Source organism: Maribacter sp. Hel_I_7, assembly GCF_000688315.1.
Classification (GTDB): Bacteria; Bacteroidota; Bacteroidia; order Flavobacteriales; family Flavobacteriaceae; genus Maribacter; species Maribacter stanieri.
On the sequence record NZ_JHZW01000002.1, the window covers coordinates 1,806,480 to 1,832,779 of the forward strand.

Genomic DNA, 26,300 nt, shown 5'->3' on the forward strand with positions numbered 1-26,300 from the left:
AAAAATGAATATTTTAACTAGAAATGTATTTCTTGCAGTGGCTTTTTGTGCCTTATTTAAGGGGTATAGCCAAGATAGTTTGCAACAGAAAAGCAATATACAGCAGTATACGCCATCTAAATTGGTGGGCAAAGGTCAGTATGATGTTAAGTGGTTTAATAATTTATATACACAAACCGAAAGCACATTTACAGAAGGTAAAGAGCCAAGACAAACTTTTTTTACTTCTACATTAGAAGGGTATACAGGTGTTGGTAAAAATAATAGATGGAATGTAGGTGCCATTTTAGAATTCAGATCAAACGTGGTAGGTGATAGAGATGCTTTAGATGTTTTTAAGTTTGATGGGGAGAATAACACTGCCAGATCAGGACTTACATCCATTGCACCATCGGTAAAATTTGTACCTATTGCTTCAGTCAGTAATTTTTCTATTCAAAGTTCATTTTTTATTCCTTTGGTAGATAACGAATCTGAAAACGGGGTCTTTTTAGATCAAAAAGGGTATATCTGGCAAAACAGATTCTTTTATGACTATACATTTACAGGAGATAAATGGCAGCTTTTTAGTGAGCTTAACTCAGAATTAAGTTTTGGAGATAAAGAAGAGAGTTTTGCAAACAATAGTTTAAATCTTAGCCCGGGTTTATTTCTTAGCTATTTTCCAACTAATAAATTTACCGTTTTGGCATTGGCACAGCATTCTCAACGTCTAGATTTAGGTAATAATTTTACGCAAGATTTCACAGCTTTGGGCGGTGGTGCAAAATATCAGCTTACAGATGCCTTAAACCTAGAAGTACTTTATACCAATTTTGTTCGTGGTAATAATACTGGTCTTGGGCAAACTTTTAATTTAGGATTAAGAGGTATTTTTTAATAGAATTTGAGTGTTCCTTAAAAGAGCTTTGGTTGTGTAGTGCAACCAAGCTCTTTTTTGGTTTTAATAGTTTGCGGATTTTAAATGAAAATTGATGGAGCACTAATTTTGTTCTATATTGAAAATCTATATAACGAATAATATAATATGAGCATTCTATAAATGAACGTAAAATTTCTACCGTTATTAATTCTATTATTCGCGTATTTATCAGCAAATGGGCAAGGTATAAGGGTTGAAACATTAGAGATTCTAGGTGCAAATAATACAAAAATATCATTTTTAAGTAATCTGGTGGAAGCTAGGGAAGGTATGCTATTAAATACCTTATTAATGGAAAGAGATATTCAACGTCTTAAAAGGTTACCTGCTATATCTCATGCTTTTTATCGGGTTAATTTATTGAATGAAAATAGCTGTGAGATACAATATATTATTGAAGAGAATTTTACTTTAATTCCGTTTGCTAATCTCTTCAGCTCATCGAACGATGATTTTGCTTTTAGAATTGGACTTCAAGAGTTTAATTTTCTTGGACGAAATATTACATTAGGTGCATTTTATCAATACGATAACTATAGTTCTTACGGGGTAAGTGTTAGAGCTCCATACCTATTGTCCAATAAGTTTGGGTTAGCATTGAACTATAATAACTTTACTACACTAGAGCCCGTTTTTTTTCAGGATAATACTGCTGATTATAAGTATAGTAATACTGGGGTTGAGCTGTTGGGGTTGTATGAGCTAAATTTTGAAAACCGTTTAGAGCTAGGTTTTAGTTTTTTTACTGAAGACTATAATTATATTTCCGGAGCAACAAATGACGCGGTTCCTTTAGCTTTAAATGTAGATAAACATTTATTCAAATTCATTTATGATTATAATGGATTGAATTACTTCTATCATTATTTAGACGGTTTTAGAAGCCAGCTTAATTTACAATATGTGGGTAGTACAGATGAAAACTTGCCAGAATTTTTAATAGGTTTTAATGATTTTACTTATTTCAAAAGAATTGGAGACAGAGGCAATTGGGCAAACAGGTTACGTTTAGGTTTGGCAAGTAATGTAGATAGTCCGTTTGCACCATTTACCGTAGATAATAATTTAAATATACGCGGTGTAGGAAATACTATTGACAGAGGTACGGGCATGATTGTATTGAATACAGAGTATAGGCAAACTTTAATAGAACGAAACAAGTTCGTGTTACAAGGCAATGTTTTTATTGATGGAGGTACTTGGCGAAACCCTGGTGGTGGTTTCAATGATTTATTAAAGACAGAAAATCTTAGAATTTATCCAGGAGTAGGTATTCGGTTTGTGCATAAAAGAATTTTCAATGCCATATTTAGAATAGACTACGGTTATGGCATCACAAAAGAAGGAGACAATGGTATTGTCTTTGGTATTGGTCAATATTTTTAGCAATCTTTGTATAGCAATCAAATGTCATAAACTCGTTATGGCATAGACCTTGTATTTAATCTTAACATGAAAGACAGCATTTTTATTTGCGGATTATTTTTGTTTTTAAGTGTTTTTTGTACTGCACAAGATTCGCTTAAGACCGTTGTGGCTGAACCCGGTGACGGAATTTTGTCTCTATTGAGAAAGCATGGCGTTAATCCATATGATGTTTATGATGAATTTGTAACCTTGAATAATCACGATTTACGTGATAGTGTACATTTAATAGCAGGCAAAATTTATGTAATTCCGCATGTGAAATTAGATACCGTTGCCATTGTAGATTCTTTACAACAACAAGCAAAGAAAATTAAAAAATTAGAGAGTGTTGCTTATGATATTTTTGGAGATAAGCATAAGAACGTAATATCTAAAAGTGAACGTTTAAAAGGTAATATTTACTATTTGGTAAGCGGTCACGGAGGTCCTGATCCTGGTGCAATGGGTGTATATGCGGGTAAGGCAATTGCTGAAGATGAATATGCTTATGATATTACCCTGCGGTTGGCAAAGGAATTAATGGCTCATGGTGCAAAGGTTTATATTATTATACAAGATGAAAATGACGGAATTAGGGATGATTTTGTTTTAGAAATAGACCATGATGAGGTTGCTTACCCAGATAAAACAATTCCTTTAAACCAAGTAGCGCGCCTAAAACAACGTGTAGAGATAGTAAATAATCTGTATAAATCTAACAAGGGCAAGTATCAAAGACTAATTGTTACCCACGTAGATAGTAGAAGTGAAGGTCAGAATATAGATGTCTTCTTTTACCATCATGAGCATAGTAAGAACGGAAAAAAGCTGGCGGAGAGTATTCATAAAACCTTTGAAGCAAAGTATAAGAAATACCAGCCAAATAGAAGTTATGCAGGTACTTTTGAAGATAGAACATCTCTTTATTTAGTAAAGAAAACACACCCTGCCATGACTTTTATTGAAATTGGAAATATTAGAAATGCCAAGGATCAAGTAAGAATTGTAGACCCTGATAATCGTCAAGCACTTGCTAAATGGATTAGTGAAGGTGTTTTGCTTGATTTTGAAGAAAAGTAAAGGTTATGTTGCAATGTGTTTTAAATAATACTGATGCAGCTCTGTTGGTTTTGCGCCTAAGTAATATTTTAGATGAATCATTCCGAAATGCCATTGTAATCTAACCATTCCGCGTTCTTCATAGCGTCTGGCAGATGTTGTAACGGAAGATGAAATAATTTTAAAAGATCTTAATTTACATACCCGTTGAATAAATTCATTGTCTTCATAAATGACAAAATTTTCATTGAAACCATTAATATGATGAAACAGTTTGTGAGTAATAAAAAGTGATTGATCACCACCACGACAAACTTGATGGTTAATTCGAGTGCACCACGCGAAGAATTTTAGAAAACGACTATTACTATTAAAACGCATTTGAAAACAGCCTACTTCAAAACCGCTCTCAATTTCATTTAAAATAGCTTGGTCAAAATCTTTAGGAGGTAAGGAGTCTACATGTAGAAAGTAAAGAATATCGCCAGTAGCTTTATTTGCACCAATATTCATTTGGGTTGCACGCCCTTTTTTACTCTTTATTACAGATGCTCCAAATTCTTGAGCATTTTTAATTGTAAGGTCTGTACTGCCACCATCTACTACAAGTATTTCTTTAATACGGTCTGTACTGGCATTAGTAGAAATAGAGAAAAGTACATCTTTGATGTACTTTTCTTCATTCAACACCGGAATAATAATACTTATAGTTGGCTGCTTAGCATTCATAACTCAATGTTTGCTTTCTTATGGTAGCCAATTGATAGAATTCCTTACAATTGTTTGATCAATTCTTGAAATAACTTTACCATTTTAGGTTCGGTTTTTTCGGCAATTGCGATAATTTCACTGATATCGACCGGTTTAAGGTTGTCTGGGTCGCATTCATCGGTTAAAACAGAAACTGCAACAATAGGTAGCGATAAATGATTGGCAACAATAACCTCTGGTACCGTACTCATACCAACAGCATCTGCGCCTATTAATTTAATCATTCTATATTCTGCCTTAGTCTCTAACTGTGGTCCAACTACAGAGGCGTACACGCCAGTTTTTAATGAAATGTTATGCTCTTTAGCAATGGACATTAACTTGTTGCGCATATCTAGGTCATAAGGTTCTGACATGTCTGCAAAACGCTCACCAAATTCACTAACACCTTTAAATGCCAAGGGTGAACCTCCTTGTAGATTAATATGATCTTCAATTAACATCATGTCACCTTTTTTAAAATCAAGGTTTACGGCACCAGCAGCATTAGATATAAACAGTTTAGAAATACCTAACATGTGCATAACGCGAATAGGGTATGTAATATCTAAAAAGTCGTACCCTTCATATAAGTGAAAACGACCTTGCATCACTACAACTTTTTTACCACTAATTGTTCCATATACTAATTTTCCAGTATGAAACTCTACAGTTGCTAAAGGAAAAAATGGAATATGATTGTAATGTGCTTCAATAGGATCTTCAACACTATTTACTAATTTCCCTAATCCGGTACCTAATACAATCCCAATTTCTGGTTGATCAAAACCTTTGTTTTTAAGGTATGCTACAGATTCTAAAAGTTCTTCTTTCATCATAACTTTATATGTTTTAAAAAGGGCTCAAAGGCTTTAATATCCTTTATGTCCTCGTAATAATCTACATCGTTTTTTGTTTCTAATTGGGCAGTATTTTCATTTTCGAGATCAGCTAATGTATCCTTTAAAACGGTTTCTGTTCCCCATGTTTTGTTTTTGAAAAGTGCAGGCATAAACTTCTTCATGCCAAGTAAATAATAACCACCATCTTCAGCAGGACCAACTACAAAATCATTTTTTTCTAAAGATTTAAAAGCATTTTCTAAATCTTCTTGAGAAAGGTCTAACATGTCGCTGCCAATGATAATGATTTTTTGATATTCGTTTTGAAAACCTTCTTGAAAGGCATTTGCCATACGAATACCTAAATCTTCGCCTACTTGTAATTTTTTACCGAATTTTTGATTGTCCCAAATATCATTTTCCCAAATTTCTTCAGAATAATACACCTCTTTTTCGGCATATAAATTTTTGGTAATCGCTACGGTATGGTCTAATAAAAATTTATAAATGTCTAATGCCGCTTCATCTCCAACAGTAGCAGCCAAACGCCTTTTTCCCTTTCCAAGTTCAGGATTTCGGGTGAAAATAAGTAATAAATTATTTGAGTTTGCGAGTGTAAAATCTATGACCTTGTCGTCTCGCTCCGCTTTGTTATTCTGTAATATTCCCAAAGTATTATTTTAATTATACTAACTAGTAAACTTTAATTCCTTCATGCAATAGCTTTCCCCAGTGTTTGTTAAAAGCATGAACACTATCGGTTACTATTTCTTTGTCGTTAAAAACGGCTCCTCCTTTATTCTTCCAATCAAAAATACCACCATGAAGGTTGAGAATTTTAGTGTATCCTAGTTTTTTTAATTTTTCACCAATATTTTCTGATCTAACCCCAATAGAACAATAAACGATAATTGGTTGTGATTTTTCAGGTACAGTTTGGCGTATTTTTTCTTTATCAAAATTTTTATACCCAACCCAAACTGCATTTTTTAGGTGGCTAACATCAAATTCTTCTTTTTCTCTAGTGTCTAAAAATACGATGGAATCGGCTTCGGGTATATTGTTAAAATACGCGTAGGGTATGGAGCCTTTGTTCCAAGTATCCAAAACTTTTGATATTTCATCTTGTCCTAAACCTATTTTGGAAATAGAAAGGAAGATGAGTAAGCAGAATGTTAATTTATAATTGATTAAATTCATGGTCGCAAAGGTACTATAATTAAGATATAAGGAGTATCTGTATAAAAGTGAATTTATGGTTAAAACTATACGAAATAGAGGTTTAGAGCTAGTTGTACTACTATGTGTTCTGTGCAATTTTAGTTGTAAGGAAGAAGCAAAAAATGAGGTCGTTACAGACGAAATAGAAGTTACGGGGCACTATGTGGAACCGTATAGGTCTCAGTTTCATTTTACACCCGAAGAGAGTTGGATGAACGATCCTAATGGACTCGTTTATAATGACGGTGTATACCATTTGTTTTACCAATATTACCCTGATAGTACGGTTTGGGGTCCTATGCATTGGGGACATGCCGTTAGTGAAGATATGATGAAGTGGAAACATAAGCCTATTGCATTATTCCCTGATGAAAACGGATTAATTTTTTCCGGGAGTGCGGTCATGGATCATAAAAATACTTCTGGATTTGGCACAGAAGATAAAACGGCAATGGTAGCTATTTTCACCTATCATGACATGGAAGGCGAACAGGCGGGGAAAAAAGATTTTCAAACTCAAGGTATTGCTTATAGTTTAGATAACGGCGATAGTTGGACGAAGTATGAGGGAAATCCAGTAATAGGAAATACTGGAATCAAAGATTTTAGGGATCCTAAAGTATTTTGGAATGAAATTGAAGAAAACTGGACCATGCTTTTAGTGGCGGGAGATCATTTACAAATATGGAGTTCTCCTGATTTAAAAGAATGGAAAAAAGTAAGTGAATTTGGCAAGGATAAAGGTGCGCATGGAGGTGTTTGGGAATGTCCAGATTTGTTTCCATTGAAAATAGAAGGTACAGAAGAAGTGAAATGGGTACTTCTAATTAGTATTAATCCTGGTGCCCCAAATGGAGGTAGTGGTACTCAATATTTTATTGGTGATTTTGATGGAACAACGTTTACCACAGATCAAAAAGAGAATAAGTGGGTAGATTTAGGTAGGGACAATTATGCTGGTGTAACTTATAATGACGCACCAAACGATGAACGTGTTTTTATAGGATGGATGAGTAATTGGGATTATGCACGTGACACACCAACGGAAAAATGGCGTAGCGCTATGACCATACCAAGAGAACTGACTTTACGTAAAGTGGGAGACGAGGTGTCATTGTTTAATTATCCCCTTAAAAGTTTTGAGAAGCACGTTGCCTTGGCGTATCCTGAAAGTGTGTTTCAAATATTACCAACAAGAAAAAGGATAATTCCACTTAAATACAGTAACCAAAGTAAAACAAAGTTCACTTTAAAAGTGCCAAATACGCAAGTGTATTTTAGGGGTGAAAATGGCGATAGTTTAAGTATTGATATTAATAGAGATAAAAAACTAGTCACTTTTGATAGAAGAAAATCTGGTAAGGTTGATTTTAGTGATAAATTTTCTTCGGGAGTTCAGCAAATGCCGATACCTAATATTCCAGATGGCCCTATTGAAATCGTTTTTATATTAGATCATTCTTCAATAGAGTTATTTATTAACGGTGGGCAATATGTGATGACGAATCAAATTTTTCCTAATGAATTTTATAGGTCAATATCTATTGTAAACACATCAGAAGAAAAATTTGAAATTGATGATTTTGCAGAGCATAAAGTTGAACGTGTTTGGGACTAGTCTTTTATTGAGATATTTCACGGGCTAAAACTTCAAGGTCTATGCCCATGTTTTCTCTATTTACATTTATAATGGTTTCACTCAGTTGCGGTGGCAAAGCTTTGTAGCCTAATTTGGCTCCGAGTATCATGCCAGCAATGGCGGCCACTGTATCATTGTCGCGACCATAATTAACAATAAATTGCATTGTTTTTTCGAAATCTCCTCGACCATATTCTAGGGCGGTAACAAGTATTTGCCAAATTTCTGCAGAATGAAATGCAATACCACGTTCATCTTTTTCTAATAAGCGGAAAAGCATTTCTTGTCGAATCCAGTCCTTTTTAGTACCTAAAAATCCTTTAGGTACTTTGTAAGTAAGTGTGTCTTGTAGTAAAAGAGAATCAAAAGTTATTTCATTTATACGACGAACATTTATCTGGGCGCTGTTTAAGATGGCGGTAGGTATGCGCCCAACTAATCTACTATCTGCATAACCTATTGGGTCTATAAACTTAGGTGCATTCATAATAGAGTCCAGGTCTTGGGTTCTTGTTGCCATATAGGTCATTGTAGACACCAAGGCAGTAATATCTTTAGCATAGCCAATATCAAATAAACTCAAATCATAAGCTTTGTCATATGCTTCTAATGGTGATTTAGAAATAAGACCGATCATTGGTGAGTACAATTGTCCGGCACAAGACATTTCTCCGCCATAAAATCTATTCTGGGCTTTTATATAGCTGTCTTTATCTTTTTTATATGCCAATGCCACGCGTGCCCATTCTTTGATCCAATCTATTTTTTCAATTTGGGTATCTAATGCATCCGTACTAGTTTGGATTTCTTTATTACTTAACGTTGTCGTTAATGTATTATAATAGTCAATAATAAATTCAGTGAATGTATCAGGATTCGTTTTGTTCTGAGTGGCTTTAAAATAATGAACCATCAAGCTTTTCCATCGGGTATCATCAGTAGTAGCTCCAGCTAAAAGGTTGTGGTCCCAAGTACCTTCTGGTGATTGTTCACGTACGGCAGGTGTTAGTCCGTTAATGTATCCGTACGTTAATTGAATATCCTTTCTGTGCCACATTTCGGTAGATGCACCCATAGCATCTCCAATTGCAGAGCCTACTAAAGCACCCAAAACTTTATCGAAGTAAACAGAATCTGGTAACTGAGCTACGTTGTTTGTATAATTGCTTGAAGTTGGAGAGGGGATATTAAATTTTTCGGCACCATTTTTACATCCTACTAGACAAATAATAATTAAGAAGAATACATACTTCATGATAGAATTAAGTTTTTTGCCATGGTTAATAATTCCGCTTTTTCTAATATGGTTCTGTTGAGGGGTAGTTGGGCTAAACCTATTAATCTTCGCATAATTTCTATGCCAGCTATGTTTTGTAGTAGTTCAATATCAATTTCAGAAGGGTAAGAACTTTCTATTTTTTTGATATAGGATATGTCATGAGTAGCCATAATAAGATGGGCGGCCATTATACCCAGATCAAATTCTTTAAACCCTAAAAAGCCAAATTCTGGATCAATAATAAAAAGCTGATTGTCTTTAGACATCCAGCTGCCAGGGTAGTAATCGCCATGTAAAAGCGTATCTCCCTGAGATAAATAACGTTCTCCAATGAGCGTTACTTTTTCTTTTAGCAATTCATCTTCCTTGTAAGGTATTGATAATTCTTGTAAACAAGGTTGTATATCATTCAATGAAAACCCGTTATCAGATAAAAATGGTAAAATGAAAATATGCTGATGATTAAGCTTTCGCATTTTAATATTATCAGGGAAATTTTCAGGCGGCTTAGTATTGTGAATTTGGTGAATTACTGCAGTAAGAATGTTAAACTGTTCATTGCTAATATTTCGTTGTTCATATAAAAAAGTCATATCATCACAATCACCAAGGTCTTCCATTACTAGAATGTGGGCATGGGCATCAAAACCGATGATTGTTGGAATGTGAGAGGTAATTGTGCTGTTTGCGACAGCCTTGTAAAAAGTATGCTCTACCGCAATTCTATCTATAGGGGCGGGAATGTTCTGGTATTTTTGAACAAAGGGTCTAGATTGTTTTACAATTATGGAGCGGAGATTGGTGGTTACACGCAATACTACATTCATATTACCTTCTCCTGCTTTAGATATTTGGGTGATTTCCTCTTGATCTTTTAACCAACCTTTAGATTTTAAGTGATCTTGAAGAGAAATAAATGCACTGTCTTCGTTTATTTGTAACACAACCTATATATTTTCGTAATTTGAAAGATAGGTATTAAAACAAAAAAATCCTTACCGTTAAGTAAGGATTTATTGTGGTGCCTCCAGGAATCGAACCAGGGACACATGGATTTTCAGTCCATTGCTCTACCAACTGAGCTAAGGCACCATGTCGCTGTAAGCGGCTGCAAATATAATTTCTATTTTAGGATTTACAAACTAAATCGCGAAAAAAGAGAAATGTTTTTTTAATTTTTAATCTTTGCAACATGAATTTAATAATTGATGCAGGTAATACAAACGTCAAATTAGCAATATTTAAAAAGTCGGAATTAATTCATTTAGAGACTGTTGTTGTCGATTTGTTCGTTAAATCGGTAAAAAAAATATTTAAAGATTATCCAAATATAAAATCTTCCATAGTTTCTAGTGTTGGGTCGCTTTCTAAGGGGCAAATGAAGGTTGTGGCGGTTTTTTGTGACCTACATGAGCTTTCTAATGCATCAAAAGTACCATTTAAGAACTCATATGCTTCGCCTCAGACTTTAGGTGTTGATCGTATAGCTTTGGCAACGGCAGCTTATTATTTCAATCCTCATCAAAATAATTTGGTGATTGATGCAGGTACATGTGTTACTTATGATATGCTTAATGATTTTGATGAATATTTAGGAGGGGCAATATCTCCGGGGGTTCAAATGAGGTATAATGCCATGCATCAACAAACGGCAAAATTGCCTTTACTCGAAAAAAAAGAGCTGTTGGACTATATAGGTAATACTACAGAAAATTGTCTGCATAGTGGTGTAATAAATGGTATTACTCTTGAAATAGACGGTGTCATTGATCTCTACAAGGCTAGATTTGAAAATTTAACAGTTATTTTAACCGGTGGAGACACACTATTTTTGTCTAAACGATTAAAAAATACCATATTTGCGGATTCCAAATTTCTCCTGAAAGGGCTTAATTATTTGCTGGAATACAACAAGCACTAAATGATCAGAAAAATTGTAATTGCAATTGTATACATAACCACCGTGGGTATGTACGCTCAAGATGGTACTATTTCTCCTTATTCCTTCTTTGGAATCGGTGATTTGAAAAACGCCAGTACGGTAGAAAATCAAATGATGGGAGGCATTGGCGTATATGCCGATAGTATTCATTTAAATTTGAAAAACCCTGCCGCTTATGGTAAGTTAGGTTTGGAAGTAATGGATAAGGAAGGTTTGGTTACCTATACTGCAGGTGTATCTAACAAGCAATATACCCTTAAAAGTTTTACGGAAGAACAAAAAAGCTCAATTACCAGCTTGGACTATTTAGCTTTAGGCTTTAGTGTTGGTAATGGATTGGGTATGGGCTTTGGTATTATGCCTTATTCTTCTGTAGGCTATAATTTGGCAGAAGAACAAACAACTGCAAGTGGTTCTTTAGTTAACGTATATTCAGGTGAAGGTGGGTTAACGCGTGCTTTTTACTCAATAGGATATGAAATTATAGAGGATTTAAGTATTGGAGCAACCATAAACTTCAATTTTGGTACTTTAGATAGTGAAAGATTACAACAAGTAGAGGATATCCAATTTGGAACTTTTGATAGACGTAGTTCTAGAGTTAATGGATTCGATTTTAATTATGCCTTAAATTATACCCCTATTATAAAAGGAAGACAAAGACTTCATACTTCTATTCGTGTAAATACTCAGGGTAATTTGGTATCTAAGAATGAAAGACAAATAGGTTCTTTTTCTGTAGCTAATGGCGGTACAATTGAAGAATTAGAGGTGAACTTAGCTTCTCAGAATTTAAGTAATACAGAATTAAAAATACCTACAACTACTACGTTGGGTATAGGTTACGGTGAAGATTATAAATGGTTCGTAGGTGCGGAATATAGTTTTCAAGAGATGAGTTCTTTTGAAAATTCTTTTCTAGGAGCGGATAATATCTCTTACGAGGATGCAAGTTCGTTTGCATTAGGTGCTTTTATTACACCTGACCATAATTCTTTTTCAAGTTACTTAAAGAGAGTTACTTACCGTGCAGGTTTACGTTTAGATCAGACAGGTATGTTGGTGGATGATGTTGATATAAATAATTTTGGCATAACTTTTGGATTAGGGTTACCACTGGGTAGAAGTTTTTCTAATCTTAACTTAGGTTTTGAATTTGGTAAAAGAGGAACTACTAGAGCAGATTTAATTGAAGAGAGCTATTTTAAGTTTAATGTAGGTCTTTCACTTAACGATCGCTGGTTCCAGAAAAGAAAAATCAATTAATAAAAAATTAGTACATTAACCATTTAAAAAGAGAAAAAATGAAATCGAAACTTTACTTCACGGCAATAATGTTCCTTGGAATGATGGGGGTGAGCAATGCGCAGGCACAAAACCCTGAATGTATGACAAACCTGTCTATATTTTCTGAGCATTCGAAAGTTAAAAATTATGATGCGGCTTATGAGCCATGGAAAATGGTTTATGAAACTTGTCCACAATTAAATAATGCTATCTATGTATATGGTGAACGTATACTAAAAGATAAGATGGGTAAGGCAACGGGCGCCGACAAAGAAAAATTTGCAAATGATCTTATGGGTCTTTACGACAATAAGATGAAGTATTTTGCATCTAAAACTAGCGTAGCTGAAACTGAAGTTGACAAAGCGTTAGTGATGTATGATAATAAAATGGCAGACGATGCTAAAATGTACAGCATGTTAAGTGATGCCTTTACAAAGGATCAAGAGAATTTTAAAAGCCCTAAAGCATTATATATCTATTTCTCGAGTTTGGTAGATGAGCATAAGGCTGGTAGAAAAGATTTGCAAGAAGTATTTGATGTGTACGATGCTGTTACTGAAAAAATTGAGGTTGAAAACGAACAACTTACTGGTAAAATTGCTAAGCTTTTACCTAAAGAAGAAGCTGGTACATTAACTTCTAAAGAAAAATCTCGTTTAAAATCTTATAATTCTTATTCTGAAGTTTACGGTAAAATTGCAGGAAGTATAGATTCTAAATTAGGTCCTTTAGCTGATTGTAGCAACTTAATTCCTCTTTACGAAAAGAGTTTTGAAGAGAAACAGAACGATGTTGTTTGGGTAAAAAGAGCTGTTGGTCTTATGTTCAACAAAGAATGTACAGATGATCCAATGTTCCAGAAATTATTTGAAGCTCAGTTAAGATTAGATCCATCTGCCGATGCTTATGTATACGGTGGTACTTTGAAAATGAAGAATGGAGATACTAAAGGAGCTCTTGCAGATTTCGATAAAGCATTGTCTTTAGAAACGAATAATGAGAAAAAATCTAAGATTGCTTACAAAGTAGCGGTAATTAATAAAAGAAAAGGAAGTAAGTCTACAGCACGTAGCTATGCACAAAAGGCAATAGATGCTAACGCGTCTAACGGTCGAGCATACTTATTAATAGCTAACTTATATGCAACTAGTGCAAATGATTGTGGTGCTAGCGCTTTTGAGAAAAGAGCAATGTATTGGAAAGCAGCAGATATGGCTAGAAAAGCTGGTAGAGTAGATCCATCATTAAGTGGTTCTTCTAGTCAGGCAGCAAACAGTTATAGTGCAAAAGCGCCATCTAAAGAAATGATCTTTAGTTCAGGTATGGCTGGTAAAACTGTTACTTTCGGCTGTTGGGTTGGAGGTAGTGTGAAAGTACCTTCTTTATAGAAAAAATGAAACAGATTTATATTTTTAAGGGCATTGCCGTGGTATCTACCATGGCAATGCTTTTTTTATCTTGTCAAGATAATTACAAGAGAGTTGGTGAAGAAGCTGCAAAAAAAGTATACCCTAGAGGTGTAGTTGAAGATTTTGTGCTTACCTATACCGAATCTCCAGAAAAATTGGGATCTGAGGATGTTGGTTCTTCTAAGGTGTTGGCAGTTTTGTCCGGTCCTATTAGAAACGATTTTGAACAACTTACATTTCCGTATCAAACCTTCCCAGAAGGCTTGTTAGTGGAAATTTTCAATGAGAAGAATGAGAAAACTACTATAGAAGCAGATTACGGAGTATTGTACTCTAAGACTTCTATCGTAGATTTGCGAGGTAATGTACTTATTAAAGGTGATGATGGTAAGAAATTGGCAACATCACAACTTTATTACGATCGCGGTAACGAGTGGGCGTTCACCCAAGAAAAGTTTACGTTTACCAATCCTGATGATGGAACGGTAATGGATGGTGAGGGAATGGATATTCAAAAAGACCTTAAGTTTTTAAATGCCCATAAAACGTATGGTTTAATGTTGATTAAAGAAGATAAAGAACAAGAGAATGATTAGTATTTTAAGGTATACAGAGTACTTATATGTTTTAGTAGCAGGTTTTTCGGTTTATAGAATATTTAGTGATTGGAACACTGATAGAAGTATGGCTTATTTCTTCATATTTTTCGCAGTAGTCTCTATTGGAATGTTCTTGTTTAGAAGAAACTACCGGAAAAAATTTGAACAACGTAAACGGGATAATAACAATAAATAGTGGGTACAGCCGGTATTATCATTATACTTTCCTTAGTATTTTCAGCATTTTTCTCAGGAATGGAAATTGCCTTTATTTCTGCGAATAAAATCCATATTGAAATAGAGAAAAAACAAGAGGGATTTTTGGCTATGGTACTTACCAGGCTAACCAAAAAACCATCAAAATTTATAGCGACTATGCTTATTGGCAACAATATAGCATTGGTTATTTATGGCTTATTCATGGGAGAATTACTAATGAATTGGTTTACGGGCATTGTTCCTGATAATGCTATTCTACAGTTATTGATTACTGATTTTAGTCTGCTGACCCAAACCTTAATATCTACATTTATAATATTAATAACTGCAGAATTTTTACCTAAGGTTCTTTTTCAGATTTATGCTAATAACCTGTTGAAGTTATTGGCGATTCCAGCTTTTTTGTTCTACATTTTGTTCTCGTTTATTTCAGATTTCATTATTTGGATATCAGATTTCATATTAAAATATGTATTTGGAACATCTGGTGATGAGGTGCAGTTGGCATTTAGTAAGTTAGAACTTGGTGATTATATTACCGAACAGATGGAAGCCGTAGAAGAAGAAGATGAGGTAGATACCGAAATTCAAATTTTTCAGAATGCATTAGAATTTGCAGCTGTAAAAGCGCGTGAAGTTATGGTTCCAAGAACGGAAATCGTTGCTGTAGAAGTGCATGAGACGCCAAAAAATTTAGCTAAAATATTTACAGAAACCGGATATTCAAAAGTACTGGTGTATAATGATACTGTAGATAATGTTATTGGTTACATACACTCATATGAGTTGTTTAAAAAACCAAAAACTATAAAAAGCATTTTATTGCCAGTAGAGTTTGTTCCAGAAACTATGCTAATTCAAGATATACTTAATGTGCTGATCAAGAAACGTAAAAGTATTGCAGTAGTGTTAGATGAATATGGAGGTACTTCTGGTTTGGTAACGGTAGAAGATATTGTAGAGGAGCTTTTTGGAGAAATTGAAGATGAGCATGATACGACTGACTTAAGAGAAGAGCGGGTTGATGACCGTCATTTCCTTTTTTCTGCACGTTTAGAGGTAGATGATATCAATGAGAATTATAAATTAAATCTACCCGTGTCTGATGAATATGAGACACTTGGCGGGCTTTTAGTACATACATTAGGTGAAATTCCTGAAAAAGAAGTAGAGCTTACAATAGAGACTTATAAGTTTACGGTATTAGAAGTTTCCAATACCAAAATAGATTTGATTTCGATAGAAGTTTTGGAACAGGAATAACAGTGCATCAATCAATAAATTAGGAGTCTTTTTAGTTTTTATTATTTCAATTAAAAATGGTAGTTTTGCCTCCCAATAACCACAAACGATTATTTTAAACGTTAATAAGAATGGCAGTATTAGAAAATATTAGGAAACGTACAACAGTGTTGATCTTGATAATAGGTTTAGCGCTTTTTGCATTTGTTATTTCTGGGGTATTTACCAGTAGTAATTTTGGAGGAGAAAAAGTAGGCTCGTCTGTAGCTGAAATTAATGGAGAAGATATTTCTATTGATGAATTCAGACAAGAAGTTGAAGTAGCTTCAAATAGAGTCGGTCCAACTACATCTTCTATGCAAGTTGTAAATCAGGTTTGGGAGAACAAGGTTAGACAAACAATTTTAGGAGAACAATTTGAAGATTTAGGTATTGGTATAGAGCAAGATCAAATTGTTGATTTTCTTAGAACTACTGGGTACGCACAGAATCCTCAGTTTCAAAACCAAAACGGTCAGTTTGATCCTAACATCTTTAAGCAAACGGTAGCTGATTGGAAAGTTAACAATCCAGCACAATACAGTGCTTGGTTACAAACTGAAAACGAAATCGTTCAGTTAGCAAAAGAACAGACGTACTTTAATATGGTAAAGGCTGGTGTTGGTGCTACTTTGAAAGAAGGAGAGTTAGATTATAAATTAGCTAACGAAAAAATGGATATTAAGTATGTAAGAGTACCTTACACATCTATTCCAGATAGTACTATAAATGTTACTAAAAGCGAAATCGCGGATTACGTTAGTAAGCATAAAGAAGAGTACAAGCAAGATCCTGCTAGAGATTTACAATATGTGTATTTTCAAGAGAAGCCATCTGAAGCAGATCAAAATGCTATTAAAGAAGAGATCACTAAACTGTTAGATGATACTGTTGAATATAATTCTCAAACAGACCGTAACGATACTATTAAAGGATTCAGAAATACAAAAGATGTTACTGCATTTTTAGATAGATATTCTGATACTAAATTTGATACAATATACAAGGCAAAGAAAAATTTACCTTCTAGCGTAGCAGATACTTTAATGAGCTTAAATATTGGTCAAATCTACGGTCCTTATAAAGATGGAAATTCATACAAGATTTCTAAAATGATTGCTAGAAAGCCAAATGGTTCTGTAAAAGCAAGTCATATTCTTTTAGCTTATACAGGTGCTACAAGAGCTAACCCTGCAGTTACAAGAACTAAAGAAGAAGCAGAAGCTAAGGCAAAGGAATTATTGAGAGAGGCTAAGAAATCTGGAGTTGTTTTTGCTGAATTGGCAAGAGATAACTCAGACGGACCGTCTGCACCGAACGGTGGTGATTTAGGATATTTCCAAAAAGGAGTTATGGTTCCTAAATTCAATGATTTTGCTTTTAACAATAATGAAGGTTCTATTGGATTGGTTGAAACTGATTTTGGATTTCATGTTATTAAAATAGACGATAAAGAGGATGTAGTTCAAATAGCTACTATATCTAGAGAAATAGTAGCTTCTGAAGAAACAATTAATACATTGTTTACAAATGCTACTAAATTTGAAATGGAAACTACAGATGATGAAAGTGCATTTTCTGCTTTAGCTAAAAAAGAAGAATATGTAGTTCGTCCTGTAAATAAAATTAAGGCTTTAGACGAAAATCTTCCTGGATTATCTAATCAAAGAAATATTGTTCAGTGGGCTTTTAATGCTGATACTGAAGTTGGTGATATCAAAAGATTCAACATTAATAATGGTTATGCGGTAGTTCAGTTAACAGGTAGTTATGCTAAAGGTGTAATGAGTGCTGAAGATGCTTCTGTTCTTGTTTTACCGATTATTAGAAAAGAACGTAAGGCGGCAAAAATAATAGCTGACAACAAGGGCAAGGATATGAGTGCAATTGCATCGGATAATGGTGTAAGTATTTCTAATGCTTCTGCACTTACTGTAAAATCTCCAACTATTCCAGGAGCAGGTAGTGAGCCAGTAGTTGTAGGTACTGCTTACGGAATGGCAGCTGGATCAACTTCCGGTCTAATTCAAGGAAATACAGGAGTTTTTAAAATAGAAATTGTAAAGAAAACAGAAGCTCCTAAATTAGATAATTATAGTGTATATGCTAATGCTTTAAAAACAGGAGCAGCTAGCCGTGTAAACACTGCAGTTTACAATGCGTTAAAAGACGGTTCTGAAATTGAGGATAAAAGAGCTACTTTTTACTAGTAGTAATTTTAAGAGTTATAAAAAAGCATCCAAAAATGGATGCTTTTTTTATAGAATCATTTCTGGAAACGGTAGAATAGTATTGTAGCCTTTGTTATTGAAATAAGACATGTCAGTTGCAGTTCCTGTGGCTAAAATGAAATCCCCGCCCCAAGCTCCCAGGCTTTTAATAGTTCCATTGTAATCTGAAAAAAGAGAATTCTTTACAGTAGGTATTTGTAGCGTTTTAGATAATATAGTCTCATGTTCATTCAATAGAAGTTCAAAGTCCTTTAAATGTTCACACATTATTATTTGATCGGTTATCTCATCTATTTCTAATATCAGCTTTTCTTTATTGAAATCTAAATTTCTGTAACTATTAATAGCATCTCGGCTATTCTTCTTCTGATTGAGGTATACAAAAAACAGTTGGTCCTTAAAGTTAGGGTCAAAAACCACTCTTTCTACTATTGGTTCAAAACCATTTCTTCGGTAGGTGATTGCAGTATTGTGCGTTGCGCAAGCAATATCATAACCGCTACCACCAAAGGTAGCTTCTAATAATTGATATGGGTTAATTTCTGCCCAAGTAGCAATATTGGCAATTAATGTGGAAGATGTACCAAGTCCCCAATCTCTTGGGAAAGTAGCTTTGGTCTCTGCCGAATAAAAATCAGTTGAATGTTGTAAAAATGAAGGATTTATTTTTTTTGCTTCTATAAGAATTTGAGATAACCGGTATGCTACTTCTCTGTCAGAGGTATGAATTGTTTTTAAATCCTTCTTTGAAAATTCAGAACTAAACCAAATATTATCACTTTCATCTAAACTGTTCCAGACAAAATTTTCTGAATCTGAACCTAATAATGTTAATGACTGTCCAAATTTGGTGGGTAAGGCTAAGCCTTTAGCACCATCAAGAATGGCATATTCACCTGTTAGCAATAATTTTCCGTTACTATAAAATTCTTTGGTCATTTATGAACGTCTTATTATCTGAGGTTTTTAAGTTGATGCTCAACTCCGTTATGTGTTACAGGGTTGGTCTTAAAATATTCTACCAATGTAGCTTTTTCATTTTCATTGGCACCTAGTTGATTTAAGATATTTAAAAGGTGCATTTTCATATGTCCTTTTTGAATTCCTGTAGTTACCAAAGAGCTCACCGCTGCAAAATTTTGGGCAAGTCCGGCAACCGCAACAATTTGCATTAATTCTTCTGCAGATGGACGTTGAAGAATTTCAAGATTTAATTTTACTAACGGATGTAAATTTGTAAGTCCGCCAACGGTGCCTAAGGCAAGTGGAAGCTCAATCCAAAATTTGAAAATTCCATTATCAATTTCGGCATGCGTTAAACTACTGTATTGTCCGTTTCTACATGCATAAGCATGTACGCCGGCTTCTATAGCTCTAAAATCATTTCCAGTGGCTAGAACTACAGCGTCTATTCCGTTCATAATTCCTTTGTTATGCGTAACGGCACGGTAAGGCTCTACTTGGGCAATTTTTATGGCTTGTATTATTTTTTCAGCTGTATGTTGCGGAGTTAGTTCAGTAGTCAACTTTAAATCCTCTACAGCGCAGCTAACCATGGCGCGTACTGTGCAATTAGGAACGTAGTTGGATAAGATGCTCATAACAACTTCTACGTCTCTCTCCTGAGCGGAGAATCCGTCAAAATTTGCAGCCTCTTTTTTTAAGGTAGTGGCAAATTGTTCTAAGCAACTATTAATGAAATTGGCACCCATGGCATCTTTCGTTTGAAAGGTTGCATGAAGTTGAAAGTAATGATCTAAGTCTAAGGTTTTATCTCTTAAAACAATATCAGAAATACCGCCACCTCTTTTTTCCATGCTGGTGGTTAAAGAAGCACTTTCTGCAAATAATATGGGCTTTAAGTAAGTGAAAAACGAATTCAGTTTTGTGGCATCACCTTTGAAAATAAAATGAACTTGACCTACCTTTTCAGTACCTAAAATTTCAGCTTTGAACCCACCTCTTTTTAACCAGAACTTAGCAGCTTTACTTGCTGCGGCAATAACAGAACTTTCTTCAATGGCCATTGGTATGGCATAAAGCGTATCATTAATTAAGAAGTTTGGCGCAATGCCCTGAGGTACGTAAAGGTTGGTGAGTGTATTTTCAATAAATTCATCATGCAGCTGTTGAATGCTTTCGTTTTCATTCCAATACGTTTGCAAAATTTTCTTTGATTGTTCTTTATTTTGAGTGTAATTTGCGGTGATCCAATCTATTTTTTCTTCTTTCGTAAGTTTGGAGAAACCACTTATTGGCTTGGTCATTTAGGTATAACTTTCTTCTATGATTGATGTTATGTAAAGATCAAAATTTACAAAAATCGTACATGTTATTACGGTAGTAAAGATAAGCATATTGACAAGAATCTATTTTAACTTGGCAAAGCGTTAAATGCGGTTTCTTTTTCGGGGTAAAGCGTGTTTTTTTGAGGAAATAGTGGTAAACTTGAGAGATTTAACAAAATTCAATAATTTATGCGAAAAACACACTTATTTGCGTTGATTTTACTTTCATTCAGCGTATTTACTTGGGCACAGGAAAAACAAATTGAAATTTCCGAGATTTATCAAGGCGCTTTTAGAACTGAAGGGATGGATGCGCTAAGATCTATGAAGAATGGCACTCAATATACCGTTCTAAACAGAAATAGATTTAACCAAATAACTACGGTTGATAAATATGATTATAAAACATTAAACAAGGTTTCCACAATAGTATCATCAGCAGATTTACAAGGTATTTCTTCCTTTTCAGCATACAGCTTTAGTGACGATGAAAGAAAGATGATATTATCAACGGAGATAGAGCCAATATTTAGGCACTCTACTTTAGGTGTATTTTATGTATATGATATAGACGCAAAGGAAGTAATTAGAATAAGCGATGCCAAAATACAAGAGCCAACACTATCGCCAGATGGAAAGAAAGTTGCCTACGTAAAAGATAATAATATTTACCTATTCAATATAGCAACAGGTGAAACCAAGCAGGTTACGGTTGACGGAGTGAAAAATGAAATAATAAATGGAGTAACTGATTGGGTTTATGAAGAAGAATTTGCATTTGTTCGCGCTTTTGAATGGAATGCCGATGGTTCTAAAATAGCTTTCCTTCGTTTTGATGAAACCAATGTTCCAGAATTCTCTATGGATGTTTATGGAACGGGGTTATATCAACAGCCTCACGTTTTTAAATATCCAAAAGCAGGGGAGAATAACTCGATTGTTACCTTACATCTTTTAGATGTTGCCAGTGGTGCAATTACTGCAGTGGATTTAAATGACGCTTATTACATACCACGTATCAAGTGGAAAAACCATAAAAATATGTTGAGTGTTCAAACCTTGAACAGACATCAAAATCATTTAACGATGTATTCTATTGATGCCAAAAAAGGTGATGTTTCTGTTTTGTTAGAAGAAAAAGACGATGCTTATGTAGATATAACTGATAACCTAACATTTTTAGAAGATGATAGTTTTATTTGGTCTAGCGAAAAAGATGGTTGGAACCATATTTACCTTTATGGGGAAGATGGTAGTTTAATGAATCAGATTACAAAAGGTGATTGGGAAGTAACCAAATATTATGGTTATGACCAAAACGAAGATAAAATTTACTACCAATCTACAGAAAATGGTTCTATAAATCGTGGCGTTTACAATATTAGTAGCGGTGGTGATGACAAGAAGGCATTGGCGGTAACAGAAGGCACAAACAATGCTTCGTTTAGTGCAGATTTCACCTATTTCATAAATACGTTCTCTAGTGCAGAAATGCCTCCGATGTATACATTACATCAAGCAATTAATGGTAAGAAAGTAAAAGATATAAAGGACAATAAACAGTTATTGGAAAAATTGAATGGGTACGCTGTTAGTCCAAAAGAGTTCTCTACAATTTCTATTAATGGCAATGATCTTAACATGTATATGATTAAGCCAAAAGATTTTGATCCAGCTAAGAAGTATCCTTTATTTATGTACCAATATAGCGGTCCTGGTTCTCAGAATGTTTCTAATAGCTGGATGGGTGCAAATGATTATTGGCATCAAATGTTGGTGTCTGAGGGGTATATTGTTGCATGTGTAGATGGTCGTGGCACAGGTTTAAAAGGGAGAGATTTCAAGAAGGTCACTCAAAAGGAACTAGGTAAGTATGAGGTAGAAGATCAAATTTCTGCAGCAAAGAAATTAAGTGAATTGGCATATGTTGATGAACAAAGAACAGGTATCTGGGGTTGGAGTTATGGCGGCTTTATGTCAACCAATTGCATATTAAAGGGTAATGATACTTTTGAAATGGCAATTGCAGTTGCACCGGTTACGTCCTGGGCATTTTATGATACAATTTATACGGAGCGATATATGCAAACGCCACAGGAAAACCCAAGTGGATATGATGATAACTCGCCATTTAACTATCCACAGTTATTGGAAGGAGATTATTTATTGATTCATGGTACTGGTGATGATAATGTTCATGTACAGAATTCTATGCGTATGATAGAAGCTTTGATTCAAGCGGACAAGCAGTTCGATTGGGGCATTTATCCAGACAAAAATCACGGTATTTATGGTGGAAACACAAGAATTCACCTGTATAATAAAATGACCAATTTTATAAAAGAGAACTTATAACTAACAAATTGAACTATGACTGAAAGTACTGAAATTTCAGACCAGAAACAGATTTTTGGACACCCACAAGGTTTGTTTTACTTATTTTTTGCCGAGTTATGGGAGCGTTTTAGCTTCTATGGTATGCGTGCACTACTTACACTTTACATGATAGATGTAATCTTTCAAGCTTTGGCTGAAAGAGATTACGCTACCGCTGCGGTATATTCTTCTTATGGTTCGTTAGTTTATGCTTCTACGGTAATTGGCGGAAAATTATCGGATAAGATATTGGGAATGAGAAATTCAATTTTCTTGGGAGGAATACTTATGTCTATTGGTCACTTTGTTTTGGCTATTGAAGATAACATGGCTTTTTTCTTAGCCCTATCATTAATCATTGTAGGTAATGGCTTTTTTAAACCTAATATTTCCACATTCGTAGGTACCTTATATGAAAAAGGAGATCCCAAGAAGGATTCTGGTTTTACTATATTTTATATGGGTATTAATATTGGTGGTTGGGTAGCACCTTTATTGTGTGGTTGGTTAGCTGCCACCTACGGTTGGCATTATGGGTTTGGCTTGGCAGGTATTGGTATGTTAACAGGCTTAATCGTATTTTGGAGAGGTATCCAGACCAATGTATTTGGAGATAGGGGATTACCACCAAATGAGCATGTATTAGAAAAAAAGGTTCTTGGAGTTAAGCAGGGAATTTTGGTGCCAGTGCTGGCTGTGCTTTCTGCACCATTAATTGCTTTGTTATTGGCATCTTATAAAGCTATTGCTACTGATGGTATGTTCGCAGATCAAAATATAGTCAATGTAATCTTTACAGGAATAGGTATTGCGGTACTTGCTTACTTGGCGTATGAAATGTTTAAGGCTAATGTAAAGGAGAGAAAAGAGTTATTTGTCGCGGTATTGCTTACATTTTTTATGACCATATTTTGGGGTTTCCATGAGTTGTCAGGTAGTGTTATTACGCTGTTTGCAGCTAGAAACATTGACTTAGATGGTATTATGTCTGCAGCCCAAACAAATTCATTGAATTCTATGTTCATTATTATATTGGCTATTCCAATTTCAATGATGTGGACATGGTTAAGTAAGAAAAAGTGGAATCCTAGAACACCATATAAATTCGGATTAGGATTGCTTTTTGCGGGTATAAGTTTCTATGTACTTGCCTTAAGTGGTGGTAGTGCAAACGAAAGTGGCTTTGTTCCATTCACATATTTATTATTGATGTATTTCTTATTGTCTGTAGGAGAGTTGTTTATGTCTCCTGTAGGCTTATCTAAAATGACAGATTTAGCACCATTGCGTTTAATTGCTTTTATAATGGGTGTTTGGTTTTTATCATCAGCATTTGCTTTTCAGATAGTAGGCTTTATTGGTAAGCAACTTGCAATTGAAAGTACAGATAAAAACGTAGGTGGTTTTGAAACGCTAACTGTATATACAGATGGGTTTATGCTAATAGCTAAATACGCTATAGGTGCTGGAGCAATTGTTCTTTTGGCATCTCCTCTAATAAAAAGATTAATGGGTAAAGTTCATTAATTTAATTTATTCAAAATTATAATATCCCTTTTCGCCAGTATAGTGAAAAGGGATTTTGTTTTTTATACAAGTCGCTTTCCAACGGTTAACATAGCTTTTGTAATTACTACCATCTGCAATAATTTCATTTGGCATCAAACTATCAATAAGTCTGTCTAAATTAATTTTAGGGGATTGTGTTAGAAGTATTCTGTTAGATGTTGATTTCCGATAAATTCCTGTACTATCAATAATCAATAGCGATTTGTCTAGAAAAGTATAACTATTGTTTAACGAATCAAATTTTACATTATCTATTCGTTCTGCAGTTTTGTAATCAGATATTAAATAATCTGGCGTATTATTTTTGTTGGTGATGATGGATAAATTATTTCCATTTCTATTTATAATAATACTTTTTCTTGTTTGATGTAGAACTAATATTTCCGACTTTTTATTAGACTCAAAATTTCGATACACCGTCCAGCCTTGAAAACACAAGATGCTTATTAAGAAGAAAATTATTCGTTTATAGGTGAATTTTGTACAAAGTTCAATGCCCATAACAAGAACTAGAATAGCTAGAACTAGCTGAATGAAATCAAAAGAGATTGCACTGAAAATAAAGTTTTCTTGTTTAGCGACCCATGCGATAAGGCTATTCATAAGACCGATAACTTCATTGTAAAACCATACTAATTGAGAAGGTAGCCAATTTAGCAAGGTCAAGAATATTACTAAAATGCCCATACCTAGAATAACTCCCAATGCAGGTATGATTACTAAGTTCGAAATAAAGAACAATCCCGGAAATTGATGAAAATAATATAAACTAATAGGTAAAACACCTAATTGAGCAGCAACACTAACACACAGCAACTGCCAGAAGTATCTTATGATTTTGTTCTTCGGAAACCATAATTTTTTTAGCAAAGGAAATATCCATAAAATGGCAAATACGGCAGCGTAGCTCATTTGAAATCCCACTTGAAATAACAAATTAGGATTAATGAATAGAAGAATGAACAATATGGAAAGTGCAAGAATGTTAAATGTATTGCTAGGTCTATTTAAATAGAGGGCATAGGCTACGAAAGTAAACATTGTAGTAGCACGTATAATACTTGCAGACAGTCCTGCAATAAATGCAAATGTCCACAACAAAAGAACAGATAGGATTAGGGTAATAGTTCTGCCTTTAGGGAAATATTGTAGTGGACTTAGTAAAAACTGAATTAGTAATAGTAGAATACCGATATGTAAGCCCGATACAGCTAAAATATGAACGGCGCCGGCTTTTTGGTAGTTCGTATAAGTCTCTTCTGAGATGTCTGAACGTTGACCTAGTAGCAAAGCCTGAATAACACTTAATTCATCTGCTCCGAAATTTTCTTGATCAAGTTTTTTAATAATATAATTACGTGCCTTGGCAGCAGTGCCTATTAGGGTTGCACGCGAGTTTTTTATTTTCACAAATGTACCAGGGGTAATGTTCATACGATGATAAATCCCAAGATTTTCTAAGTATTTTTTGTAATTAAATTGATGTGGATTTAAAGGATTGGGAATAGATTGAATATCAGCATAGGTTAACAATTCATCATCAACATTCAAGGTTTGATAAGTAGAGTCTCTTGGTATAGTAATTAATAGGTTGCCACTAAATTTCTTGTCATCAATACCTTCAACCGTTGCAAAATACCGATTAGAGAATTGATTTGGTTTTAGTATTTCTTTTATTTTTAAACCCCAAAGCGCATCTTTTGCTTGTGTGTATTTGCTATAGTGGCTAGGGTTATTTATAGGTTGAGCAGCAGTATAACTGTAGATGCCAAGGAGTATAAACGATAGCGTAGCAATTGCTCCGAAAAGGATAGATTTCGTGTTCTTTTCAAAAACGAAAATACTAGCAAGAAGAACAAAAAGAAAAAGAGTTGTAAAGAGGAGATGTGTAGGGTTGAACGAAAAGTAATGACCTATTAAAATTCCAACAATTAGTAATAGCGTTAATCTGATAGGAATAAACGCTAAGAGTTTCAT

Annotated in this window: 21 protein-coding genes and 1 tRNA gene; 12 read left to right on the top strand and 10 right to left on the bottom strand. The window is 34.4% G+C overall.

The features are described 5' to 3' along the window. The first annotated feature begins 4 nt into the window (after window positions 1-4). The 3 genes from P178_RS0109365 (at window position 5) to P178_RS0109375 (ending at window position 3,409) form a co-directional block, all read left to right on the top strand. A complete protein-coding gene (locus P178_RS0109365) occupies window positions 5-880 on the top strand; it encodes a hypothetical protein (protein ID WP_027065988.1) in 876 nt (291 codons plus the stop codon). 162 nt (window positions 881-1,042) lie between these two features. After that, entirely contained in the window at window positions 1,043-2,308 is a 1,266-nt protein-coding gene (locus P178_RS0109370) for a hypothetical protein (protein WP_027065989.1), read from the top strand. 66 nt (window positions 2,309-2,374) lie between these two features. Beyond that, a complete protein-coding gene (locus P178_RS0109375; RefSeq protein ID WP_027065990.1) occupies window positions 2,375-3,409 on the top strand; it encodes an N-acetylmuramoyl-L-alanine amidase in 1,035 nt (344 codons plus the stop codon). 3 nt (window positions 3,410-3,412) lie between these two features. On the opposite strand, the gene P178_RS0109380 is transcribed toward P178_RS0109375, so the two are convergent. Genes P178_RS0109380 through P178_RS0109395 form a run of 4 tightly spaced genes read right to left on the bottom strand, consistent with a single transcriptional unit; the run spans window position 3,413 to window position 6,180 of the window. Then, a complete protein-coding gene (locus tag P178_RS0109380; RefSeq protein WP_027065991.1) occupies window positions 3,413-4,117 on the bottom strand; it encodes a TIGR04283 family arsenosugar biosynthesis glycosyltransferase in 705 nt (234 codons plus the stop codon). 44 nt (window positions 4,118-4,161) lie between these two features. After that, window positions 4,162-4,977: a purine-nucleoside phosphorylase gene (locus P178_RS0109385; protein ID WP_027065992.1), complete on the bottom strand. Its 816-nt coding sequence runs from the start codon at window positions 4,975-4,977 to the stop codon at window positions 4,162-4,164. Next, window positions 4,974-5,651 (bottom strand): TIGR04282 family arsenosugar biosynthesis glycosyltransferase, encoded by a 678-nt coding sequence (locus P178_RS0109390; protein ID WP_081819412.1) that lies wholly within the window; start codon window positions 5,649-5,651, stop codon window positions 4,974-4,976. Before P178_RS0109390 ends, P178_RS0109385 begins: the two co-directional genes overlap by 4 nt. A gap of 22 nt (window positions 5,652-5,673) precedes the next feature. Beyond that, window positions 5,674-6,180 carry a rhodanese-like domain-containing protein gene (locus tag P178_RS0109395; protein WP_036145988.1) on the bottom strand — a complete coding sequence of 169 codons (507 nt, stop codon included), beginning with the start codon at window positions 6,178-6,180 and terminating at the stop codon, window positions 5,674-5,676. Between the two features lie 55 nt (window positions 6,181-6,235). Between P178_RS0109395 and P178_RS0109400 the strand changes: the two genes are divergently transcribed. Next, on the top strand, window positions 6,236-7,819 hold the full coding sequence (locus P178_RS0109400) for a glycoside hydrolase family 32 protein (protein ID WP_036145991.1): 1,584 nt from the start codon (window positions 6,236-6,238) through the stop codon (window positions 7,817-7,819). Window positions 7,820-7,823: 4 nt separating this feature from the next. Here P178_RS0109400 and P178_RS0109405 read toward each other — a convergent pair whose 3' ends face one another. The 3 genes from P178_RS0109405 to P178_RS0109415 all read right to left on the bottom strand — a co-directional run bounded on the left by P178_RS0109405 (window position 7,824) and on the right by P178_RS0109415 (window position 10,211). Beyond that, window positions 7,824-9,095, bottom strand: a complete 1,272-nt coding sequence (locus P178_RS0109405) for an ADP-ribosylglycohydrolase family protein (RefSeq protein WP_027065996.1) — start codon at window positions 9,093-9,095, stop codon at window positions 7,824-7,826. After that, complete coding sequence (locus P178_RS0109410) at window positions 9,092-10,063, bottom strand: phosphotransferase (RefSeq protein WP_027065997.1); 972 nt, start codon at window positions 10,061-10,063, stop codon at window positions 9,092-9,094. Before P178_RS0109410 ends, P178_RS0109405 begins: the two co-directional genes overlap by 4 nt. Before the next feature lie 75 nt (window positions 10,064-10,138). Continuing rightward, window positions 10,139-10,211 (bottom strand) — tRNA-Phe (locus P178_RS0109415). Between the two features lie 100 nt (window positions 10,212-10,311). Here P178_RS0109415 and P178_RS0109420 point away from each other — a divergent pair. From P178_RS0109420 to P178_RS0109450, 6 genes are all read left to right on the top strand, one after another. After that, window positions 10,312-11,040, top strand: coding sequence for a type III pantothenate kinase (locus P178_RS0109420; RefSeq protein WP_027065998.1), 729 nt, complete (start codon window positions 10,312-10,314; stop codon window positions 11,038-11,040). Then, window positions 11,041-12,327, top strand: a complete 1,287-nt coding sequence (locus tag P178_RS0109425; protein WP_027065999.1) for a hypothetical protein — start codon at window positions 11,041-11,043, stop codon at window positions 12,325-12,327. 38 nt (window positions 12,328-12,365) lie between these two features. After that, window positions 12,366-13,739, top strand: a complete 1,374-nt coding sequence (locus P178_RS0109430; RefSeq protein WP_027066000.1) for a tetratricopeptide repeat protein — start codon at window positions 12,366-12,368, stop codon at window positions 13,737-13,739. Between the two features lie 5 nt (window positions 13,740-13,744). Beyond that, window positions 13,745-14,356, top strand: a complete 612-nt coding sequence (gene lptC / locus P178_RS0109435; RefSeq protein WP_027066001.1) for an LPS export ABC transporter periplasmic protein LptC — start codon at window positions 13,745-13,747, stop codon at window positions 14,354-14,356. A 258-nt stretch (window positions 14,357-14,614) separates the two neighbouring features. Continuing rightward, a complete protein-coding gene (locus P178_RS0109445; protein WP_051638274.1) occupies window positions 14,615-15,841 on the top strand; it encodes a hemolysin family protein in 1,227 nt (408 codons plus the stop codon). Between the two features lie 110 nt (window positions 15,842-15,951). After that, on the top strand, window positions 15,952-18,069 hold the full coding sequence (locus tag P178_RS0109450) for a peptidylprolyl isomerase (RefSeq protein ID WP_027066004.1): 2,118 nt from the start codon (window positions 15,952-15,954) through the stop codon (window positions 18,067-18,069). Between the two features lie 48 nt (window positions 18,070-18,117). On the opposite strand, the gene P178_RS0109455 is transcribed toward P178_RS0109450, so the two are convergent. Both P178_RS0109455 and P178_RS0109460 read right to left on the bottom strand, forming a co-directional pair. Continuing rightward, complete coding sequence (locus tag P178_RS0109455) at window positions 18,118-19,029, bottom strand: GYDIA family GHMP kinase (RefSeq protein WP_027066005.1); 912 nt, start codon at window positions 19,027-19,029, stop codon at window positions 18,118-18,120. A 14-nt stretch (window positions 19,030-19,043) separates the two neighbouring features. Next, window positions 19,044-20,357 (bottom strand): hydroxymethylglutaryl-CoA reductase, degradative, encoded by a 1,314-nt coding sequence (locus P178_RS0109460; protein WP_027066006.1) that lies wholly within the window; start codon window positions 20,355-20,357, stop codon window positions 19,044-19,046. A gap of 210 nt (window positions 20,358-20,567) precedes the next feature. Between P178_RS0109460 and P178_RS0109465 the strand changes: the two genes are divergently transcribed. Beyond that, window positions 20,568-22,733, top strand: a complete 2,166-nt coding sequence (locus tag P178_RS0109465; RefSeq protein WP_027066007.1) for a S9 family peptidase — start codon at window positions 20,568-20,570, stop codon at window positions 22,731-22,733. Window positions 22,734-22,748: 15 nt separating this feature from the next. After that, window positions 22,749-24,281, top strand: coding sequence for a peptide MFS transporter (locus P178_RS0109470; protein ID WP_027066008.1), 1,533 nt, complete (start codon window positions 22,749-22,751; stop codon window positions 24,279-24,281). A 6-nt stretch (window positions 24,282-24,287) separates the two neighbouring features. On the opposite strand, the gene P178_RS0109475 is transcribed toward P178_RS0109470, so the two are convergent. Continuing rightward, complete coding sequence (locus P178_RS0109475; RefSeq protein WP_027066009.1) at window positions 24,288-26,300, bottom strand: ComEC/Rec2 family competence protein; 2,013 nt, start codon at window positions 26,298-26,300, stop codon at window positions 24,288-24,290.

Excerpts from the sequence above, each read along its gene's own strand:
- P178_RS0109365 (WP_027065988.1), top strand. The coding sequence starts at position 5 with ATGAATATTTTAACTAGAAATGTATTTCTTGCAGTGGCTTTTTGTGCC.
- P178_RS0109370 (WP_027065989.1), top strand. The coding sequence starts at position 1,043 with ATGAACGTAAAATTTCTACCGTTATTAATTCTATTATTCGCGTATTTA.
- P178_RS0109375 (WP_027065990.1), top strand. The coding sequence starts at position 2,375 with ATGAAAGACAGCATTTTTATTTGCGGATTATTTTTGTTTTTAAGTGTT.
- P178_RS0109380 (WP_027065991.1), bottom strand. The coding sequence starts at position 4,117 with ATGAATGCTAAGCAGCCAACTATAAGTATTATTATTCCGGTGTTGAAT.
- P178_RS0109385 (WP_027065992.1), bottom strand. The coding sequence starts at position 4,977 with ATGATGAAAGAAGAACTTTTAGAATCTGTAGCATACCTTAAAAACAAA.
- P178_RS0109395 (WP_036145988.1), bottom strand. The coding sequence starts at position 6,180 with ATGAATTTAATCAATTATAAATTAACATTCTGCTTACTCATCTTCCTT.
- P178_RS0109400 (WP_036145991.1), top strand. The coding sequence starts at position 6,236 with ATGGTTAAAACTATACGAAATAGAGGTTTAGAGCTAGTTGTACTACTA.
- P178_RS0109405 (WP_027065996.1), bottom strand. The coding sequence starts at position 9,095 with ATGAAGTATGTATTCTTCTTAATTATTATTTGTCTAGTAGGATGTAAA.
- P178_RS0109420 (WP_027065998.1), top strand. The coding sequence starts at position 10,312 with ATGAATTTAATAATTGATGCAGGTAATACAAACGTCAAATTAGCAATA.
- P178_RS0109425 (WP_027065999.1), top strand. The coding sequence starts at position 11,041 with ATGATCAGAAAAATTGTAATTGCAATTGTATACATAACCACCGTGGGT.
- P178_RS0109430 (WP_027066000.1), top strand. The coding sequence starts at position 12,366 with ATGAAATCGAAACTTTACTTCACGGCAATAATGTTCCTTGGAATGATG.
- lptC (WP_027066001.1), top strand. The coding sequence starts at position 13,745 with ATGAAACAGATTTATATTTTTAAGGGCATTGCCGTGGTATCTACCATG.
- P178_RS0109445 (WP_051638274.1), top strand. The coding sequence starts at position 14,615 with ATGGAAATTGCCTTTATTTCTGCGAATAAAATCCATATTGAAATAGAG.
- P178_RS0109450 (WP_027066004.1), top strand. The coding sequence starts at position 15,952 with ATGGCAGTATTAGAAAATATTAGGAAACGTACAACAGTGTTGATCTTG.
- P178_RS0109455 (WP_027066005.1), bottom strand. The coding sequence starts at position 19,029 with ATGACCAAAGAATTTTATAGTAACGGAAAATTATTGCTAACAGGTGAA.
- P178_RS0109460 (WP_027066006.1), bottom strand. The coding sequence starts at position 20,357 with ATGACCAAGCCAATAAGTGGTTTCTCCAAACTTACGAAAGAAGAAAAA.
- P178_RS0109465 (WP_027066007.1), top strand. The coding sequence starts at position 20,568 with ATGCGAAAAACACACTTATTTGCGTTGATTTTACTTTCATTCAGCGTA.
- P178_RS0109470 (WP_027066008.1), top strand. The coding sequence starts at position 22,749 with ATGACTGAAAGTACTGAAATTTCAGACCAGAAACAGATTTTTGGACAC.
- P178_RS0109475 (WP_027066009.1), bottom strand. The coding sequence starts at position 26,300 with ATGAAACTCTTAGCGTTTATTCCTATCAGATTAACGCTATTACTAATT.